Origin of the sequence: Variovorax humicola (assembly GCF_037889915.1) — a bacterium.
GTDB lineage: Bacteria > Pseudomonadota > Gammaproteobacteria > Burkholderiales > Burkholderiaceae_C > Variovorax > Variovorax humicola.
This window is the reverse complement of record NZ_JBBKZV010000001.1, coordinates 774,196-790,919: the sequence shown is the minus strand read 5'-3', so window position 1 is coordinate 790,919 and position 16,724 is coordinate 774,196. Positions and strand designations below refer to the sequence as shown.

Below are 16,724 nucleotides of genomic sequence, written 5' to 3'. Positions count from 1 at the left end.
CTTCATCAATCCGAAGAACGTGGCGAACGTGGTCGACGCGATCGTGCAGCTCACCGACGGCGGCGCCGACTACAGCTTCGAATGCATCGGCAACACGCAGGTGATGCGCCAAGCGCTGGAGTGCACGCACAAGGGCTGGGGCCGCAGCATCATCATCGGGGTGGCCGAGGCGGGGGCGGAGATCAGCACGCGGCCGTTCCAGCTGGTGACCGGGCGCAAGTGGGAGGGCTCGGCCTTCGGCGGGGCGCGCGGGCGCACCGACGTGCCGAAGATCGTCGACTGGTACATGGAGAACAGGATCAACATCGACGACCTGATCACGCACACCATGCCGCTGGAGGACATCAACAAGGGTTTCGAGCTGATGAAGCGTGGCGAGTCGATTCGCGGCGTGGTCATCTACTGACGCCCGGGGCTGCGCACTTCGTGCGCACCGGTCGCCGCGGCCGGGGCGATACCGGGGGCACGGCAAGGCCGGCGCGGTATTTCTGCTTTGATCGATCGGACTGCGAGAGGCTCTGATGGACAGCTTGAGACCGTTGCGAAGAATCGAAGCCGGCGTGCTCGACATCGCCTATTTCGAGGCGGGCCCGGCCGACGGACGGCCGGTGCTGCTGATGCACGGCTTTCCGTACGACATCCATGCCTATGTCGACGTTGCGCCAGTGCTGGCCGCGGCCGGTTGCCGCGTCGTCGTACCGTACTTGCGCGGCTATGGCGGCACGCGCTTCCTCGATGCGGCGACGCCGCGCTCGGGCGAACAGGCCGCGCTGGGCGCCGACCTGCTCGCGTTGATGGACGCATTGCAGATTCGGCAGGCGGTCCTCGCGGGCTATGACTGGGGCGGGCGCGCGGCCTGCGTGGTCGCGGCGCTGTGGCCGGAGCGCTGCGCGGGCCTCGTCTCGTACAACAGCTACAACATCCAGAACATCGCGAAAGGCATGGTGCCCGATACGCCGGAGAACGAGCACCGGCTGTGGTACCAGTACTACTTTCACAGCGAGCGCGGCCGGGCCGGGCTGGCGAAGAACCGGCGCGGCATTGCCAGGCTGCTCTGGAAGCTCTGGTCGCCGACGTGGCAGTTCGACGATGCCACCTTCGAACGCAGCGCTGCGGCTTTCGACAATCCCGATTTCGTCGACGTGGTGATCCAGTCGTACCGGCATCGCTTTGGCCTGGTGCCCGGAGACCCGGCGTACGCGGCCATCGAACGACGACTCGCCGCCCAGCCCGCCATCACGGTTCCGTCCATCACCTTCGACGGCGCCGACGACGGCGTGCGCGAACCCGCCGACGCATCGGTGCACGCCGCCGGATTCACGGGACCGCGCTCGCACCGGATCGTGCCGGACGTGGGCCACGACATGCCGCAGGAGGCGCCGCGCGTGTTCGCCTATGCGGTCCTCGAACTTGTCACCCCCATCTCCGAATGACCCCCGCCTCGACCGCTCGCATCGTCGACGCCACCTTGGCGGCGGATGAAACGGCGGTCGTCGCGGGCATCTGGCGGCGCGCATGGGCCTCGGCGCACTACGACGTACAGGTGCTGGAACCCATCGGCCACTGGAGAGCGCGGGTGGAGGCCGAGTTCCGGCCGCCCAACGAGTTGTTGCTGGCCGAGCGCGAGGGGCAGATCCTGGCCTTCATGGGGCTGCAGGCCGCGCGCCGCTATGTCGCGCAGCTCTACGTCGACACGCACCTGCAGGGCCAGGGACTCGGCCGCATGATGCTCGACGAAGCCTGCCGGCGCATGCCGGGCGGCTGGCGACTGCATGTGGCCACGGTCAACCTTGCCGCACAGGCGATCTACGCACGCTATGGCCTGGTGCGCGGTGCGGCTGATCGGCACCCCGGCACGGGGCGCGCGCGGGTTGAATACCATTACCTCCCTCGTTGAGCGCTGACCGTGTCGGGCGCCTGCACATTCCTTCGCTGAAAGACTCCCCTCCCGTGTTGCTGCAAGCCTGGCTCTTCGATGTCGCCGCCGTCTTCGTGTCGACCGTCACACCCGGTCCCAGCGTGCTCATGTGCATGACGCACGGCGTCAACCACGGTGCGCGGCGCACCTTCTTCGCCGCCGGCGGCAGCGTCGCGTCGGGCGCCACCTTCGTCGCGGCCAGCGCCTTGCCGGCAACGGTCGAACGCTCGGGCAGCCATGCCTGAAACCCCCATGAGCGCATTCGTCGACAGCCTGCATGAAGTGTTCGAACGGCTCGGCCGCATCGAGGCGCGGCGCATGTTCGGCGGGCACGGCATCTATCACGAGGGCCGCATGATCGGCCTGGTCGCCGGCGACACGCTCTATCTCAAGACCGACGCCGAAAGCGCCGCGCACTTCGACCGGCTCAACCTGCCGGCCTTCGAATACCTCCGCGGTGGAAAGGCAATGCAGACGTCGTACCGGGAGGCGCCCGCCGAAGTGTTCGAAGACCGCGAAGAGGCCGCCGTGTGGGGCCGCCGCGCATGGGAGGCTGCGATGCGATCGGGCCACCCGCGCAAGGCCGGGGCCGCAAGGAAACCCAGGGCGTCGAAGACCGCCAAGGCACCACGCAAGGCGCCCCCCCGATGACCGCGTCACCGTCGCCTCCGCCACCCACGCTGCCGAGCCGCGAGGACATCGCGCTGCTCGAAGAGTTCAAGGGGCTCGATATGCCCGACATCGAGCTTGTCGCCACCGCCGAACATGCGGCCCGCGCATTGGCCGCGCTGGGCCGCTTCGACGTGGTCGGCTTCGACACCGAATCCAAGCCCACGTTCCAGAAGAACGAAGTGTCGACCGGACCGCACACGCTGCAGTTGGCCACTCTCGACCATGCCTGGGTATTCCAGTTGCATGACGCCGATTGCTGCGCCGCCGCCGCGAGCCTGCTCGAATCCAGTGTGCTGACCAAGGTCGGCTTCGGCCTGTCGAGCGACCGGACGCAGATCCGCGCGAAGCTCGGCATCGAGCCACGGGCGGTGATCGATCTCGACACGGTGTTCAGGCGCCGCGGCTATCGCCATTCGGTCGGCGTGAAGACCGCGGTGGCGCTGGTGTTCCAGCAGCGCTTCGCCAAGTCGCGCAAGCAGAGCACGTCGAACTGGGCCAGCCGCCACCTGAGCGAAGGACAGCTTCGCTACGCAGCGAACGATGCCTATGCGGCGATGCGCGTATTCGCGGCACTCGGCACAATGTCCGACCGCCAACCACCCGCGGGCATGCCGCCCGCGCACAAGGGACAACATGAGCAGCAGCGACAGCAAGAGTGACTTCGGATTGATCGGCCTGGCAGTGATGGGGCAAAACCTGGTGTTGAACGTGGAGAGCCGCGGCTTCCAGGTCAGCGTCTACAACCGGACGTCGGCCGTCACCGACGGATTCGTGGCGGCGCATCCCGGCAAGAAGCTGGTCGGCTGCGACACGCTCGAATCCTTCGTGCAGAGCCTAGCCCGGCCGCGCAAGATCCAGATCATGGTGAAGGCCGGCGCGCCGGTCGACCAGGTGATCGAGCAACTGGTTCCGCTGCTCGACAAGGACGACATCGTCATCGACGGCGGCAACAGCCTCTACACCGACACCGAGCGCCGCGACGCGTACATGACGAGCAAGGGCCTGCGCTTCATCGGCGCGGGCGTCTCGGGCGGCGAGGAAGGCGCGCGCAAGGGGCCGGCCATCATGCCCGGCGGCCCGCTTTCCACGTGGGAGGTGATGAAGCCGATCTTCGAGAGCATCGCGGCCAAAGTCGACGGCCAGCCGTGCGTGATCCACATCGGCCCTGGTGGCGCCGGCCACTACGTGAAGATGATCCACAACGGCATCGAGTACGGCGACATGCAGCTGATCTGCGAGGCCTACAGCCTGTTCAAGGCGGCCGGGTTCAGCACCGACGAGATGGCGGCGATCTTCAACGCGTGGAACGAAGGCGAACTGCAGAGCTACCTGATCCAGATCACCGGCAAGGCGCTGGAGCAGAAAGACCCGGAGACCGGCCAGCCCCTGGTCGAGCTGATCCTCGACAAGGCCGGCCAGAAGGGCACCGGCCAATGGACCTTGCTCAACGCGGCCGAGAACGCTGTGGTCATCAGCACCATCAACGCAGCCGTCGAGGCGCGCGTGCTGTCGTCGCAGAAGAAGCAGCGCGTGGCCGCCAGCACGCAGTTGCAGGGCCCGGCGCCGGCGCTCGACAAGGTGAAAAAGGAGCTGGTCGCCAAGGTGCACGACGCGCTCTACGCGTCGAAGGTGATCAGCTACACGCAGGGCTTCGATCTCATCAAGACCATGGGCGAAAAGAAGAACTGGGGCCTCGACTTCGGCGGCATCGCCTCGATCTGGCGCGGCGGCTGCATCATCCGCGCGCGCTTCCTCAACCGCATCACCGATGCCTACCGCGGCAATCCCGCGCTGGCCAACCTGATGCTCGACCCGTTCTTCAAGGACCTGCTGAACCGCACGCAGCAAAGCTGGCGCGAAGTGGTGGCGCTGGCCGTGAGCAACGGTATTCCGGTGCCGGCGTTCAGCGCGTCGCTGGCCTATTACGACAGCTACCGGTCGGGGCGCCTGTCGGCCAACCTGCTGCAGGCGCAGCGCGACTTCTTCGGTGCGCACACCTACGAACGCATCGACAAGCCGGAAGGCCAGTTCTTCCACACCGACTGGCCCGAGGTCATCGGCTGACGCCGGCGCCGAGACCGAGACCGAGACCGAGAACCGAGAACCGAGACCGAGACCGAGACCGAGACCGAGACCGAGACCGACACCGACACCGACACCGACACCGGGAGCTTGCAATGGACCATGCCGGCGACTATCCCGCGCACCTCATCGACAGCGGCCGTCTGGCCGACGGCACGCCGTTTCGCATCCGGCCGATCTGTGCGGCGGACCTGGCCATGCACACGGCCTTCGTGCATGGGCTCTCGCCGGCTACCGGCTTTGCGCGGCTGCTGTCGCCCCGCACGCCGGAAGAAGCCGAGCTGCGGCACATGACGGACGTCGACTACACGCATGAACTGGCGCTGATCGCGCTGGCCCGCGTCGACGGCGAAGTGCGGGAAGTGGGCGTTGCACGCTATGTGCGCGGCGCCACGCCCGAGACCTTCGACGTCGCCGAATTTGCCATCGTGATCGCCGATGCATGGCAGCGCCGCGGCCTGGCGGAAAAGCTGATGCGCCGCCTTATCGCCGCCGCCGAGGAGGCCGGCGTGCATCGCCTCGCCGACATCACGCTCTACGACAACCGCGGCATGCTGGCGCTGGCGCGCAAGCTCGGGTTCAAGGCACAGCGCGACCCGGGTGATCCGAACGTGACCAGGCTGCGGCTGGACCTTCCTGGCAAGTGAGTCGCGCCTTCTTCAGTCCCGCCCCGCTTCCAGGATCGCCTGCGCCAGCCGCTTCGGGTTCGAAAAAAACATCTCGTGGCTACCGGGGCACTCCACCAGCCTGAAAAGCCCCAGGCGCTCCGACAGCCGTGGATGCCACGGCATGCTGTGCGGCAATGCGATGTCCTGCTGGCAATTGACGTAGGACTTGCCGAGCGCCAGCGCCGCCAGCGGCTGGCCCAGCTTGATCTTGTCGGTAAAGGTGCGGTAGGGATGCGGATTCAGCTTGGCATAGGCCGACTGCGCCAGCGCCAGGTCGGCGTCGTTGATGAACGCTTCCCGCCAGATCTCGAACGGCAGACTCACCGCGTTGTTCCCGGCCGCCGCCATGGCGTCGAACATGCCGACGTAGTGGGGCGGCACCATGTCGTTGAGCGACTCCCCGTCGAGCGGCACGAAGGCGTTGATGTACACCAGCCGCTTCAGGCGCGGCGCGATGCGGTCGGCCACGCCCGAAATCACCATGCCGCCATAGCTGTGTCCGGCGAGCCGCACCTCGGTCAGGTTCTTCTGTTCGATGAAGCTGACGATCGAGTCGATCGCGTCCGCCAGCCCGGTGGTCGCCCGATCGTCACCGGGGCGATTGCCCGCGACCGTGGGGCAATGGACGGTGTGGCCGGCCTCGCGCATCACGCCAGCCACGGCTTCGATTTCGGCGCCGGTATGCCAGGCGCCGTGGACGAGAACATAGGTGTCGGACATGGAGTCTCCTTTCGTTGTTGGAATCGGGGGCATCCTATGAGGATTGCAGCGGTGCGAACAGTCGACCAACGGGGCAACGCCCGCCTGGCCGTATCCGCGCCATTCCACGGCTGGCCGCACATTGCGCACATTAAACTCACGACGCCCCACACGGCAGCCAGCCCATCCGACCGATGACCCCGAACGCCCACGCCCCCAAGCGCGCGCCGCGCACCGAACAGGACGTCCGAATCGACCTCGCTGCCGCCTACCGCATGGCCGCGCAAAACGGCTGGGACGACACCGTGTACACCCACTTGTCGGCCAGCGTGCCCGGCGAGCCCGGCCACTACCTTCTGAACCCGTTCGGCGCCACCTTCGAGGAGATTTGCGCGTCGGACCTGGTCAAGGTGAACGTGCGCGGCGAGGTGGTCGATGGCTCCGGCGCGCGCGTGAACCCGAGCGGATTCGCGATCCACGGCGCGGTACACGCTGCGCGGCCCGAGGTCGAATGCGTGATCCATCTGCACACGCCCTGGGGCGTGGCATTGTCGATGTCGCCGAATGGCTTGCAGCCAACGTCGCAGTATGCGATGCGGCTCCATCGGCGGCTCGGCCGACATGCCTACGAAGGGCTGGCGCTCGGAGCCGATGAACAGGCGCGGCTGGTCGCGGACCTTGGCGGGCTCGACGGCCTGATCCTCGACAACCACGGCACGCTGGTCGTGGGACGCACCGTGGCCGAGGCCTGGATGCTGATGCACCTGCTCGAGCGTGCCGCGCAGGCGCAGCTTCGCGCCATGGCGGCCAATGGCGGCGTGGTGCGGGTGGTGAGCGACGAGCTGGCCGCGCGCACTTACGGCGAATGGGTCGGCGATGGCAGCGAGTGGGATGGCGACGTGGAGTGGCCGGCGCTGCTGCGGCGGCTCGATCGCGGCATGCCGGGTTATCGCGATTGATCGGGCGGGCGATGCGTTCGGGATTTATTGAGCGGTGCTTGCGGCGGGGGCGGGATCACGCCGAAGGTGTGCCCTGTTCGGGTCGAGATCACGCCGACGGCGGGCTTTGTTCGGGATGGGATCACGCCGACGGCGTGCTCCAGACGCGCAGTCGTCAATCGGCCGCTACCACCGGCCGTTCCACGTGCCGAGGGTGCTGGGTGTCCCCCGCAGCGAAATAAAGGAGGAGGCCGCAGGCCGGGGGACATTCGCGGAGGGGGATACCCAGTGCCCTCGGCACGCACCCCGAACGCCGCAGCCCCGGCACCGCAAGCGCTGCGAGCACCGCAAGCACCGCGAATTTTCACCAGGAGACCTCACCATGCCAACCATTCGCGTCGAACTGTTTGAAGGCCGCACCGTCGAGCAGAAGCGCGCGCTCGCGCAGGCCCTGACCGAAGCCACCGTGCGCACTCTCGGCGGCTCGCCCGACGGTGTCGACATCCTTTTCTTCGACATCGCCCGGCACGACTGGGCCACCGGCGGCAATCTCTGGAGCGACCCGCCCTCGCCGGCCGGCTGAACCCGTCGCGAATTGCGGCCCGTTGCAAGGGCATCCGTAATCGGCCATCGTCTCGGGAGCGCAAAGCGCCTGGCGGGCACCCAATGTGCTGCGCTTTCGTCCCAACATGGCGCCCTTCGCCGATTGAAGTAACAATTCGACACTATGGTCCAGCTCGCCCTGCGTCGCCCCTACACCTTCATCGTGATGGCGATGCTGATCGTGCTGGCCACGCCGTTCGTGCTGCTGCGCATGGCCACGGACATCTTTCCGGAAATCAACATTCCGGTGATCAGCATCATCTGGAACTACTCCGGCCTGCCGGCGCAGGAAATGGGCCAGCGCATTTCCGGGCAATCCGAGCGCGGGCTGACCACGACGGTGAGCGACATCGAGCACATCGAGTCGCAGTCGCTGGCGGGCGTGGCGGTGATCAAGGTGTTCTTCCAGCCGACCGCCAACATCGAGACCGCCATCGCACAGGTCGTGGCATCGATGCAGACGCAGATCCGGCAATTGCCGCCGGGCATCACGCCGCCGCTGGTGATCAAGTATTCGGCGTCCAGCATCCCGGTGATCCAGCTTGCGCTGTCGAGCCCCACGCGCGCCGAGAACTCGCTGTTCGACTCGGCCATCAACCAGTTGCGGCCGCAGCTCATCACGATCCCCGGCGCGGCGGTGCCCTTTCCGTATGGCGGCAAGAACAGGGTGATCTCGGTCGACCTCGACACGAAGGCGCTGCAGGCGCGCGGCCTGTCGCCGGCCGACGTGGTGAACGCGGTCAACACGCAGAACCTGATCCTGCCGTCGGGCACGGTGAAGTTCGGCGCCACCGAATACAGCGTGCGCATGAACGGCTCGCCCGACGAAATCGCCGGGCTCAACGACCTGCCGGTGCGCACGGTCAACGGCGCCACCACCTATCTGCGCGACGTGGCCTACGTGCGCGATGGCTTCTCGCCGCAAACCAACGTGGTGCGTCAGGACGGCACCCGCGGCGTGCTGCTGTCGATCCTGAAGAACGGCGGTGCCTCGACGCTCGACATCGTCTCCAACCTGCGCGCGCTGCTGCCGGTGGCGGCGCAGGCCATGCCGCAGGACATCAAGATCACGCCGCTGTTCGACCAGTCGCTGTTCGTCAAGGCCGCCGTGCAGGGCGTGGTGGCGGAAGCTGCGCTGGCGGCGGCGTTGACCGCCGCGATGGTGCTGCTGTTCCTCGGCAACTGGCGCTCCACGCTGATCATCGCGCTGACGATCCCGCTGTCGATCCTGGCCTCGATCCTCGTGCTCTACGGCCTGGGCGAAACGCTCAACCTCATGACGCTGGGCGGGCTTGCGTTGTCGGTCGGCATCCTGGTCGACCAGGCGATCGTGACCATCGAGAACATCGAGCGGCACCTGCACATGGGCACGCCGCTGCTGGAGGCCATCGACACCGGCGCAGGCGAAATCGGTGCGGCGGCGTTCGTGTCGACGCTGTGCATCTGCATCGTCTTCGTGCCGATGTTCTTCCTGACGGGCGTGGCGCGGTTCCTGTTCGTGCCCCTGGCCGAGGCGGTCGTGTTCGCGATGCTCGCCTCCTACCTGCTGTCGCGCACGCTGGTACCGACGCTGGTGATGCTGCTGATGGGCGGCGTGCACGACGCCGACGCTTCCGCCGCCAAGCCCAGCCTGCTGCCGCGCCTCTACCGCGCCTTCGACCGGCAGTTCGAACGCGTGCGGCGCGCCTACACGCTGGTGCTGTCGACGGTGCTGTCGAAGCGCGGCGCGTTCATCGGCTTCTTCCTCGGTTTCTGTGTGCTCTCGTGTGCGCTGTTTCCCGTGCTGGGCCGCGACTTCTTCCCGAGCGTGGACGGCGGCCAGATCCGGCTGCACATTCGCGCACCCACCGGCACCCGCATCGAGGAAACGGCCCGGCTGGCCGACGCCGTGGAACAGGCCATCCGCGAGCTGATCCCGAAGGACCAGCTCGAAACCATCCTCGACAACCTCGGCGTGCCCAACAGCGGCATCAACCTCTCCTACAGCAACGCCGGCACCATCGGAACGCTCGACGGAGAGATCCTGATGTCGCTGAAGGAAGGCCATCGGCCGACCGACGAATTCGTCTCGCTGCTGCGCCTGGAGTTACCCAAGCGCTTTCCGGGCACCGAGTTCTTCTTCCAGCCGGCCGACATCGTCACGCAGATCCTGAACTTCGGCCTGCCCGCCGCCATCGACGTGCAGTTCGGCGGCAACGACCAGGCCGGCAACGCGGCGCGCGCGGCGGAACTGGTCAAGCAGATCCGCATGATCCCGGGCGCCGTCGACGCCCATGTGCACCAGCGCCTGGACGCACCCAGCCTCAGCCTGCAGATGGATCGCACGCGCCTGCAGCAATACGGGTTGACCGCGTCCAACGTCGGGCAGAACGTACTGATCGCGTTGTCGGGCAGCTCGCAGACCGCGCCGGCGTTCTGGCTCAACCCGCAGAACGGCGTGGTCTACAACATCGCCGTGCAATCGCCGCAGTACAACATCGACTCGATGGATTCGCTGCTCAATATCCCGGTTGGCAATTCGGGACCGGTCAGCGGCACCCAGGCACCGCAGTTGCTGGGCAACCTGGTCGACGCGCAGCCCGCGCGCATGCCGACGGTGGTCTCGCGCTACAACATCCAGCCGGTGATCGACGTGTATGTGAGCGTCCAGGGCACCGACCTCGCGAGCGTGGCCGGCGAGGTGAAGAAGCTGGTGGACGAGATACGGCCGAAGCTCGCGCGCGGCAACGTCGTCACGATCCGCGGGCAGGTGCAGACCATGCAGAACTCGTTCGTCGGCCTGGGCGTCGGGCTGGCGATGGCGGTGGTGCTGGTGTACCTGCTGATCGTGGTCACGTTCCAGTCGTGGATCGACGCCGCCATCATCATCACCGCGCTGCCGGCCGCGCTCGCCGGCATTGCCTGGATGCTGTTCATCACCGGCACCACGCTGAGCGTGCCGGCGCTGACCGGCGCCATCATGACCATGGGCGTGGCCACGGCCAACTCCATTCTGCTGGTGTCGTTCGCACGCGAGCGGCTGGCGGCGAGCGTACCGCCGCTGTCGTCGGCGCTGGAAGCTGGCGCCACGCGCATCCGGCCGGTGCTGATGACGGCGCTGGCGATGATCATCGGCATGATCCCGATGGCGCTGGGCCTGGGCGAAGGCGCGGAGCAGAATGCGCCGCTGGGCCGCGCAGTGATCGGCGGCTTGCTGTTCGCGACTGTCTCCACCCTCTTCTTCGTGCCGGCGGTTTTTGCCGGCGTTCACAGCCGGCTTGCGCATCGCAAGGCGGCGCGTGATGACACGCATCCGACGCTGCCCGCAAGCGCGGCGCCGCAGGAGACCTGAAAGCATGACCCCGAAGCTCGATCGCTTCCCTTGCCCGCCGCCCGGCCCTGCGGAGGCCTGACCATGTCCGAACAACGCCACGCCGGCCTGGCGATCCACCCGGTCGAATCCGACGACCACCATGAACTGCTGAAGCGACGCCAGATCGTGCGCCGCACGCGATGGCTGGTGCTGATTGCTCTCGTCCTGCTGGCCCTTGGCGCAACGCGGACGGTGCTGCTTCGCATGTCCAACGCCAAGGCGCTCGAAACCGGGGCAACCGAGCGCGCCATCCAGTACGTCAAGACCGCATTCCCGCTGCAGCCGACGGCCGGCCAGACGCTGGCCCTGCCCGGCACCTTGCAGGGCTACGTGCAATCGCCGATCTCGGCGCGCGCCAGCGGCTACCTCAAGCGCTGGACCAAGGACATCGGTGCGCGCGTTCGGCAGGGCGAGCTGCTGGCCGAAATCGAGACGCCGGAAATCGACCAGCAGTTGTCGCAAGCCATCGCCGCGCGCGAGCAGGCTGCCGCCGGCCTGTCGCTGGCGAAGAGCACCGTGGCCCGCTGGGAAGCGCTCCGCCAGAAGGACGTGGTCTCGCAGCAGGATCTCGACGAGCGCCGCAGCGCCACGGCCTCCGCCGTGGCCAACCTGGCTGCCGCCGACGCCAACGTGCAGCGCCTGAAGCAGACCGAAGGCTTCAAGCGCGTACTGGCGCCTTTTGCCGGCGTGATCACGCGGCGCAACGTGGATGTGGGCGACCTCATCGACGCTGGCGCCGGTGGCGGCGGGCGTCCGCTTTTCCTGCTGTCGCAAACCGATCCGTTGCGGGTGTACGTCAACGTGCCGCAAGCCTATGCGCAGCTCGTCAAGGCCGGGCAGCCGGTGGTGGTGACGCAGGCCGAGTTGCGCGGCCAGACCTTCAAGGGCGAGGTGGCGCGCTCGTCGGGCGCCATCGACACGGCCACCCGCATGATGCAGGTCGAAGTGGCTTTGCCCAACCGCGACGGCACGCTGTTGCCGGGTGCCTACGTACAGGTCTCGCTACCGCTCGCGGCCAGCCAGTCGCTCACGGTGCCGTCCAACGCGCTGCTGTTCCGTGCGGAGGGAACGCGGGTGGCGCTGGTCGATGCCAACAACAAGATCCGCCTGCGCCCGGTGACCGTGGGCCGCAACTACGGCGAGACGGTGGAACTGCTCGATGGCATCGCCGCGACCGACCGGCTGGTGCTGAACCCCGCCGATTCGCTGGCCGACGGCGACGTCGTGGCCCTGGCCAAGGAAAGCACGTGAAGACATTGCGCCGCGCCCCCGTGCGGGCGGTGCTGGCCGTGGTCGCTGCCGCCCTGCTCGCAGGCTGCGCCGTCGGGCCGGACTATCACGCGCCGACGACGCCGGATCTGCCGGTGACCTGGCAGGTCGAGCAGCCCTGGCGTCAGGCCGAGCCCGGCGACGCGATCGACAAGGGACGCTGGTGGCTGCGCTACAACGACGCACAACTCGACGCACTCCAGCAGAAGGCACTCGCCAACAATCCGACCGTCGCAATCGCCATCGCGCGGCTGACGCAGGCGCGGGCCACGCTCGATGCGAGCGCCGCCGCGCGCTACCCGCAGGTCGGCCTTGGTGCGCGTACGCAACGCTTCAAGATCTCCGCGAACCGGCCGCTGACGAACTACAGCACACCCAACTTCGAAACGGTGCAGAACGATTTTGCGCTGGTGCTCACAGCGAGCTACGAGATCGACCTTGCCGGCCGGGTGAAGCGGCTGGTCGAAGGCTCCGCCGCCGCCGCCGAACAGTCTGCGGCCGACCTCGCCAATGTGCGCCTGCTGCTGTCGGCGGACCTCGCCACCAACTACTTCAACCTGCGCTCGACCGACATCGAACTCGACGTGGTGACACGTTCCATTGCGCTGCAGCGCCGCGCCCTGGAGTTGGTGACCGCGCGGCACGACCTGGGCGCCGTGTCCGGGCTGGACGTGGCGCAACAGGAAGCGCTGCTGCAGAACACGCTGACCCAGGTCGACCTGTTGAAGAAGCAGCGTGCGCAGTACGAGCACGCCCTGGCCACGCTCACCGGCACGCCTGCACCCGCGTTCGCCGTGGCGCCCGACCTGACGCCGATGACGCCGCCGGCCATTCCGCTGGGCCTGCCGTCGGAGGTGCTGCAGCGCCGGCCCGACGTGGCCTCGGCGGAGCGCGCGATGGCGGCGGCCAATGCGCAGATCGGCATTGCCACCGCGGCCTTCTATCCGAGCATCACGCTGGCGCCTGCAGTCGGCGTGGACAGCCGCATGATCGAGTCGCTGTTCGATGCGCCCAGCCTGTTGTGGTCGGTGGGCGTGTCGGCCACGCAGGTGTTGTTCGACGGCGGCCGTGTGCGTGCCAACGTGAACTTTGCGCAGGGCGGCTACGAGGCCGCGGTAGCCAACTACCGGCGCGTCGTGTTGACGGCGATGCAGGAGGTCGAGGATGGCATCAGCGGCCTGGCCGCGCTCGACAGCGCCACACGGCAGGCGCTGTCGGCCGTGGCAGCGTCGCGGCGCGTGCTCGACATGTCGACCACGCGCTACGAGGGCGGCGCCTCGACATATCTCGACGTCATCACCGCGCAGCAGGCTGTGCTCAACACCGAACGCCAGGTGGCACAGTTGCTGGGGCAACGGCTCGTCACCTCGGTGTTTCTGGTGAAGGCCCTGGGCGGGGATTGGTGCAGCACCTCACAGGACGGAGCGCCCGGCTGCGGATAGCGGCTCCTGAGAGCGACTCACGCGCCGGAAGCGGCTTCCGGCAACCAGCGCCACCACTCGCTGCGAATCGCGTCGCCATCCTGTTCGATCCAACCGAGCAACAGGCCGTCCGGTCCCGCGCCGCACGCGGCCGTGCGCATCAGCAACGGCGCATTGCGGCACACCATGAAGCTTGCGTCGCCTTGCCAGGCCAGTCCCTTGGCCAACGCGGCAAGCATCAGGCCCGACTGGCTCTGCATGAAATCGAATGGCATCGGCAGGCCGGTGCGCAGTTGCGTCATGCAGGCACGCGTGGCGGCCTGGGGGCCGCTCAGGCTTGCCACCCGCAGCCGGGCGCCGGGCGGCAGCACGGACTCGCCGGCGGCATCCAGGCATTGCCAGGCGCCGAAGAGCGCCGACTCGGCCCACACGCCGATGCGGCGCGGCCGCGCTCCCAGCCGAACGGCCAGTGCATCGCGCCAATCGGGCGGCGGCGGGTCCGCCACGACATGCGCCGCGATCCGCCAGCCTGGAAGGCTCCCCGCTGCGTCAGTCAATTCGGCCCGGTCCACCACAGTCCTCCAGCACCAGCGCCGCATGCCCGCCGCCAAACCCGATGGCGTTGAACAGGATGTGCCGCAGGCGCGCCGGTACCTGCGCGGCGAGCACCACGTCCAGCGACGGGTCGAGCGCATGGTCCGCGACGGGCCACGCGCCGGCTTCGATACAGGCGATCAGCAACACGAGTTCCGCCGCGCCGGCTGCGCCGAGCGTGTGGCCGATCAGCGGCTTCAGCGCGACCATCGGCGGCAAGCTGGCGAACAGGGTCTTCAACGCGATGGCTTCGATGGCGTCGTTGCCGGGGCTTCCGGCGGCTTGGGGCTTGATGAGGTCGATGTCCTCCGCGCGCAGACCGGCCTGCTGCATGGCCGCGCGGCTCACGGAGACGATGGCGCCTGCGTCGGCGCCGGTCGGCGTGTCGCCGGCCACCACGTTGGCACCGCCGGCCAGGCGCCATCGGGCCGGCGCACTGCTCAACACCATCGCCGCCACGGCCTCACCGAGAACCAGGCCGTTGCGGTCGGCGCCGAAGGGCAAGGCGCGGTCGGGCGACAGCAACTGCATGCCGCCGAAACCGGCCAGCGTCAGGCGGTTGCTGAATTCGATGCCCAGCACCAGCGCGAGCGGCACGGCGCCGCTGCGAATCAGATCCGCTGCCGCCAGCACGGCATTGACGGCCGATGTGCAGGCGGTCGACACGGTGAACACCGGCCCGCGCCAGCGGATCGCCTCGGCCACCAGGTCGCCAAAGATCTGCACGTCGCCTGCGAAGCAACCGGCCTCTTCCTCAAAGCCCACGTCGAGCGAGGACGAGGCCACGAACAGCGGCATCTCCCGCGTCGCCATGTCGTCCGGCAGGCCGCACTGCGAGACCACGTCGCGCACGGTGCGACGCAACTGCTGCCTCCAGTCGCCTTCGGCAGGCGGCAGCGCATGCACGGGGAAGGTGAAGCCGCCAGGAACCGTGATCGGCGTCGCGGGGACGCCGCCTCGCCGCAGCGCGGCCAGTGACTGCGGCAGGTCCCGGCCGAGCGCGCAGGCCAAGCCGCAGCCTGCCATGTAGACCGGCGTGGTCATCATTGCCCCCACGCTCGGCACTTCGCTCATGGCCGGCTGGCGCTCAAGTGCTCCGCCAGGTGCGCAATCGAGGTGAGCGCGCGGCGCGTGTCCTTGCTGTCGGGCATGCGCACACCATAGTGCTGCTGGATCGCCATCGACACCTGCAGCGCGTCGAGCGAATCGAGATCGAGCCGCGCGTCGGGGCCGAACAGGGGCTCGTCGTCCGACAGGCCACCGTCGGGCGCGGCCTTTTCCACGGCGTCGAGCACGAGTGTCTTCAACTCGGCGATCAGGTCAGGCAGCGAGAGGCGATCGTTCATGCAACACGTCTTCGGAACAACAGGGCGGCCATTGCAAGCATGACCGCTGAAAAAACAATCAGGCGGACGAGTTCGGGCAGCATCGCAGCCACGCCGCCGCCGCGCAGCAGCGCCGTCAGCAGCGCTTCCAGACCCCAGTTCATCGGGGACCACTCGGCCACATGCTGCATGGCGGCGGGCATCACGAACTTCGGCACCATGATGCCGCCGACCGCCGCCATCAGCACATTGACGACGGGGCCTACCGTGGCCGCCTGTGCATGGGTTCGCACCGCGCAAGCCAGTGCCAGCGACAGGCTGACCGCCGCCAGGCCGATGGCCGCGAGCGCCACGGCCAACGCATCCCAATGGATGCCTGCGAGCGACAAGGCATCACCTCCCAGCACGGGCATCAGCCACACCCCCACGGCCAGCATCAGCACCGCCTGCAGCGCATTGACGGCGAGGTAGGGCAAGGCCTTGGAAACAAGCAACATGCCGGTCGAAACACCCAGGCTCTGCAGCCGGCCCAGCGTGCCCGACGCGCGCTCCTGGATGAAGAGGCTGGACATCGACGCCACCACGAAGAACATGCCGAACACCAGCCAGGCCGGCACGCTCTGCTGCACCGCGGTCGGCCGCGGTCCGCTGGGTGCGAAGCGCTCGGCTTTCACCAGCGTCGCCATCGACGCACCGGGCGGCGGCGGCGGTCCGCCGGCCACGGTGGATTCCAGCCGGCCCTTGACCTCGCCGGCCACGCCCACCAACTCGGCACGCAACGCGTTGAACAGGTTGCCATCGATGCCGGGCTCCGCGAGCAACTGCACGCGCGCTGCCGTCGGGAGCGCGTCCGCATCGAGTGCGTCCGACAAGCCCGGCTGCAGCACGATCACGTACTTGAGTTGCCCGTTGGTCAGCTGCGCCCGCCAGTCGGCCGGCAGCGGCAGCGGCGCGCCATGCGTGCGCTTCCAGTCGGCGAGCATCATCTGCGCCGGCGCGCCGGTGTCTTGCGAGTCGACCGCATGGTGCAGCGCTCCCAATGGCGGGTTGTAGTAGTCCTTGAGCGCCAGCGACATCACCACGATGAAGATCACCGGCATCAGGAACAGCGCGGCCAGCCCGTGCACGTCGCGCCCGAGGGCAATCAGTTCCTTCTTGATGAGCGCGGCCAGCATCGTCGTTC

Annotated in this window: 18 protein-coding genes; 13 read left to right on the top strand and 5 right to left on the bottom strand. The window is 67.9% G+C overall.

What is annotated here, in order from left to right; genetic code table 11:
- From WKW80_RS03745 to WKW80_RS03710, 8 genes are all read left to right on the top strand, one after another.
- On the top strand, positions 1–406 hold a 406-nt coding region (locus WKW80_RS03745), incomplete at its 5' end, for a zinc-binding dehydrogenase (protein WP_340362166.1).
- Positions 407–521: 115 nt separating this feature from the next.
- Entirely contained in the window at positions 522–1,433 is a 912-nt protein-coding gene (locus WKW80_RS03740) for an alpha/beta fold hydrolase (protein WP_340362165.1), read from the top strand.
- On the top strand, positions 1,430–1,897 hold the full coding sequence (locus WKW80_RS03735) for a GNAT family N-acetyltransferase (RefSeq protein WP_340362164.1): 468 nt from the start codon (positions 1,430–1,432) through the stop codon (positions 1,895–1,897). The genes WKW80_RS03740 and WKW80_RS03735 overlap by 4 nt, the downstream gene beginning before the upstream one ends.
- Entirely contained in the window at positions 1,894–2,163 is a 270-nt protein-coding gene (locus WKW80_RS03730) for a hypothetical protein (RefSeq protein ID WP_340362163.1), read from the top strand. The genes WKW80_RS03735 and WKW80_RS03730 overlap by 4 nt, the downstream gene beginning before the upstream one ends.
- A gap of 7 nt (positions 2,164–2,170) precedes the next feature.
- On the top strand, positions 2,171–2,569 hold the full coding sequence (locus WKW80_RS03725) for a TfoX/Sxy family protein (protein WP_340362162.1): 399 nt from the start codon (positions 2,171–2,173) through the stop codon (positions 2,567–2,569).
- On the top strand, positions 2,566–3,249 hold the full coding sequence (locus WKW80_RS03720) for a 3'-5' exonuclease (RefSeq protein WP_340362161.1): 684 nt from the start codon (positions 2,566–2,568) through the stop codon (positions 3,247–3,249). The genes WKW80_RS03725 and WKW80_RS03720 overlap by 4 nt, the downstream gene beginning before the upstream one ends.
- Positions 3,224–4,654: a decarboxylating NADP(+)-dependent phosphogluconate dehydrogenase gene (gene gnd / locus WKW80_RS03715; RefSeq protein WP_340362160.1), complete on the top strand. Its 1,431-nt coding sequence runs from the start codon at positions 3,224–3,226 to the stop codon at positions 4,652–4,654. The genes WKW80_RS03720 and gnd overlap by 26 nt, the downstream gene beginning before the upstream one ends.
- Before the next feature lie 113 nt (positions 4,655–4,767).
- The gene (locus WKW80_RS03710; RefSeq protein ID WP_340362159.1) at positions 4,768–5,319 is read left to right on the top strand and encodes a GNAT family N-acetyltransferase; all 552 of its coding nucleotides are present in this window, start codon (positions 4,768–4,770) and stop codon (positions 5,317–5,319) included.
- 12 nt (positions 5,320–5,331) lie between these two features.
- Here the strand turns inward: WKW80_RS03710 and WKW80_RS03705 are convergent, their stop codons facing one another.
- Complete coding sequence (locus WKW80_RS03705) at positions 5,332–6,060, bottom strand: alpha/beta fold hydrolase (RefSeq protein WP_340362158.1); 729 nt, start codon at positions 6,058–6,060, stop codon at positions 5,332–5,334.
- Between the two features lie 173 nt (positions 6,061–6,233).
- On the opposite strand from WKW80_RS03705, the gene WKW80_RS03700 reads away from it, so the two are divergent.
- From WKW80_RS03700 to WKW80_RS03680, 5 genes are all read left to right on the top strand, one after another.
- Positions 6,234–6,998, top strand: coding sequence for a class II aldolase/adducin family protein (locus tag WKW80_RS03700; protein WP_340362157.1), 765 nt, complete (start codon positions 6,234–6,236; stop codon positions 6,996–6,998).
- Between the two features lie 361 nt (positions 6,999–7,359).
- Positions 7,360–7,560 carry a 4-oxalocrotonate tautomerase gene (locus tag WKW80_RS03695; protein ID WP_340362156.1) on the top strand — a complete coding sequence of 67 codons (201 nt, stop codon included), beginning with the start codon at positions 7,360–7,362 and terminating at the stop codon, positions 7,558–7,560.
- 144 nt (positions 7,561–7,704) lie between these two features.
- Positions 7,705–10,911 carry an efflux RND transporter permease subunit gene (locus WKW80_RS03690; protein ID WP_340362155.1) on the top strand — a complete coding sequence of 1,069 codons (3,207 nt, stop codon included), beginning with the start codon at positions 7,705–7,707 and terminating at the stop codon, positions 10,909–10,911.
- Positions 10,912–10,974: 63 nt separating this feature from the next.
- Positions 10,975–12,183 carry an efflux RND transporter periplasmic adaptor subunit gene (locus tag WKW80_RS03685; RefSeq protein WP_340362154.1) on the top strand — a complete coding sequence of 403 codons (1,209 nt, stop codon included), beginning with the start codon at positions 10,975–10,977 and terminating at the stop codon, positions 12,181–12,183.
- Positions 12,180–13,643 carry an efflux transporter outer membrane subunit gene (locus WKW80_RS03680; RefSeq protein WP_340362153.1) on the top strand — a complete coding sequence of 488 codons (1,464 nt, stop codon included), beginning with the start codon at positions 12,180–12,182 and terminating at the stop codon, positions 13,641–13,643. Before WKW80_RS03685 ends, WKW80_RS03680 begins: the two co-directional genes overlap by 4 nt.
- A 17-nt stretch (positions 13,644–13,660) precedes the next feature.
- Here the strand turns inward: WKW80_RS03680 and WKW80_RS03675 are convergent, their stop codons facing one another.
- From WKW80_RS03675 to WKW80_RS03660, 4 genes are read right to left on the bottom strand one after another with little or no spacing between them, the layout of a single operon-like run.
- A complete protein-coding gene (locus WKW80_RS03675) occupies positions 13,661–14,194 on the bottom strand; it encodes a hypothetical protein (protein ID WP_340362152.1) in 534 nt (177 codons plus the stop codon).
- Positions 14,172–15,290 (bottom strand): beta-ketoacyl synthase N-terminal-like domain-containing protein, encoded by a 1,119-nt coding sequence (locus tag WKW80_RS03670; RefSeq protein ID WP_340362151.1) that lies wholly within the window; start codon positions 15,288–15,290, stop codon positions 14,172–14,174. Before WKW80_RS03670 ends, WKW80_RS03675 begins: the two co-directional genes overlap by 23 nt.
- The gene (locus WKW80_RS03665) at positions 15,287–15,562 is read right to left on the bottom strand and encodes a phosphopantetheine-binding protein (protein WP_340362150.1); all 276 of its coding nucleotides are present in this window, start codon (positions 15,560–15,562) and stop codon (positions 15,287–15,289) included. Before WKW80_RS03665 ends, WKW80_RS03670 begins: the two co-directional genes overlap by 4 nt.
- Positions 15,559–16,716 (bottom strand): ABC transporter permease, encoded by a 1,158-nt coding sequence (locus tag WKW80_RS03660; protein WP_340362149.1) that lies wholly within the window; start codon positions 16,714–16,716, stop codon positions 15,559–15,561. The genes WKW80_RS03665 and WKW80_RS03660 overlap by 4 nt, the downstream gene beginning before the upstream one ends.
- Between the last annotated feature and the right edge of the window lie 8 nt (positions 16,717–16,724).

Excerpts from the sequence above, each read along its gene's own strand:
- WKW80_RS03710 (WP_340362159.1), top strand. The coding sequence starts at position 4,768 with ATGGACCATGCCGGCGACTATCCCGCGCACCTCATCGACAGCGGCCGT.
- WKW80_RS03725 (WP_340362162.1), top strand. The coding sequence starts at position 2,171 with ATGAGCGCATTCGTCGACAGCCTGCATGAAGTGTTCGAACGGCTCGGC.
- WKW80_RS03695 (WP_340362156.1), top strand. The coding sequence starts at position 7,360 with ATGCCAACCATTCGCGTCGAACTGTTTGAAGGCCGCACCGTCGAGCAG.
- WKW80_RS03670 (WP_340362151.1), bottom strand. The coding sequence starts at position 15,290 with ATGAGCGAAGTGCCGAGCGTGGGGGCAATGATGACCACGCCGGTCTAC.
- WKW80_RS03700 (WP_340362157.1), top strand. The coding sequence starts at position 6,234 with ATGACCCCGAACGCCCACGCCCCCAAGCGCGCGCCGCGCACCGAACAG.
- WKW80_RS03720 (WP_340362161.1), top strand. The coding sequence starts at position 2,566 with ATGACCGCGTCACCGTCGCCTCCGCCACCCACGCTGCCGAGCCGCGAG.
- WKW80_RS03665 (WP_340362150.1), bottom strand. The coding sequence starts at position 15,562 with ATGAACGATCGCCTCTCGCTGCCTGACCTGATCGCCGAGTTGAAGACA.
- WKW80_RS03685 (WP_340362154.1), top strand. The coding sequence starts at position 10,975 with ATGTCCGAACAACGCCACGCCGGCCTGGCGATCCACCCGGTCGAATCC.
- WKW80_RS03690 (WP_340362155.1), top strand. The coding sequence starts at position 7,705 with ATGGTCCAGCTCGCCCTGCGTCGCCCCTACACCTTCATCGTGATGGCG.
- WKW80_RS03740 (WP_340362165.1), top strand. The coding sequence starts at position 522 with ATGGACAGCTTGAGACCGTTGCGAAGAATCGAAGCCGGCGTGCTCGAC.
- WKW80_RS03660 (WP_340362149.1), bottom strand. The coding sequence starts at position 16,716 with ATGCTGGCCGCGCTCATCAAGAAGGAACTGATTGCCCTCGGGCGCGAC.
- WKW80_RS03735 (WP_340362164.1), top strand. The coding sequence starts at position 1,430 with ATGACCCCCGCCTCGACCGCTCGCATCGTCGACGCCACCTTGGCGGCG.
- WKW80_RS03705 (WP_340362158.1), bottom strand. The coding sequence starts at position 6,060 with ATGTCCGACACCTATGTTCTCGTCCACGGCGCCTGGCATACCGGCGCC.
- gnd (WP_340362160.1), top strand. The coding sequence starts at position 3,224 with ATGAGCAGCAGCGACAGCAAGAGTGACTTCGGATTGATCGGCCTGGCA.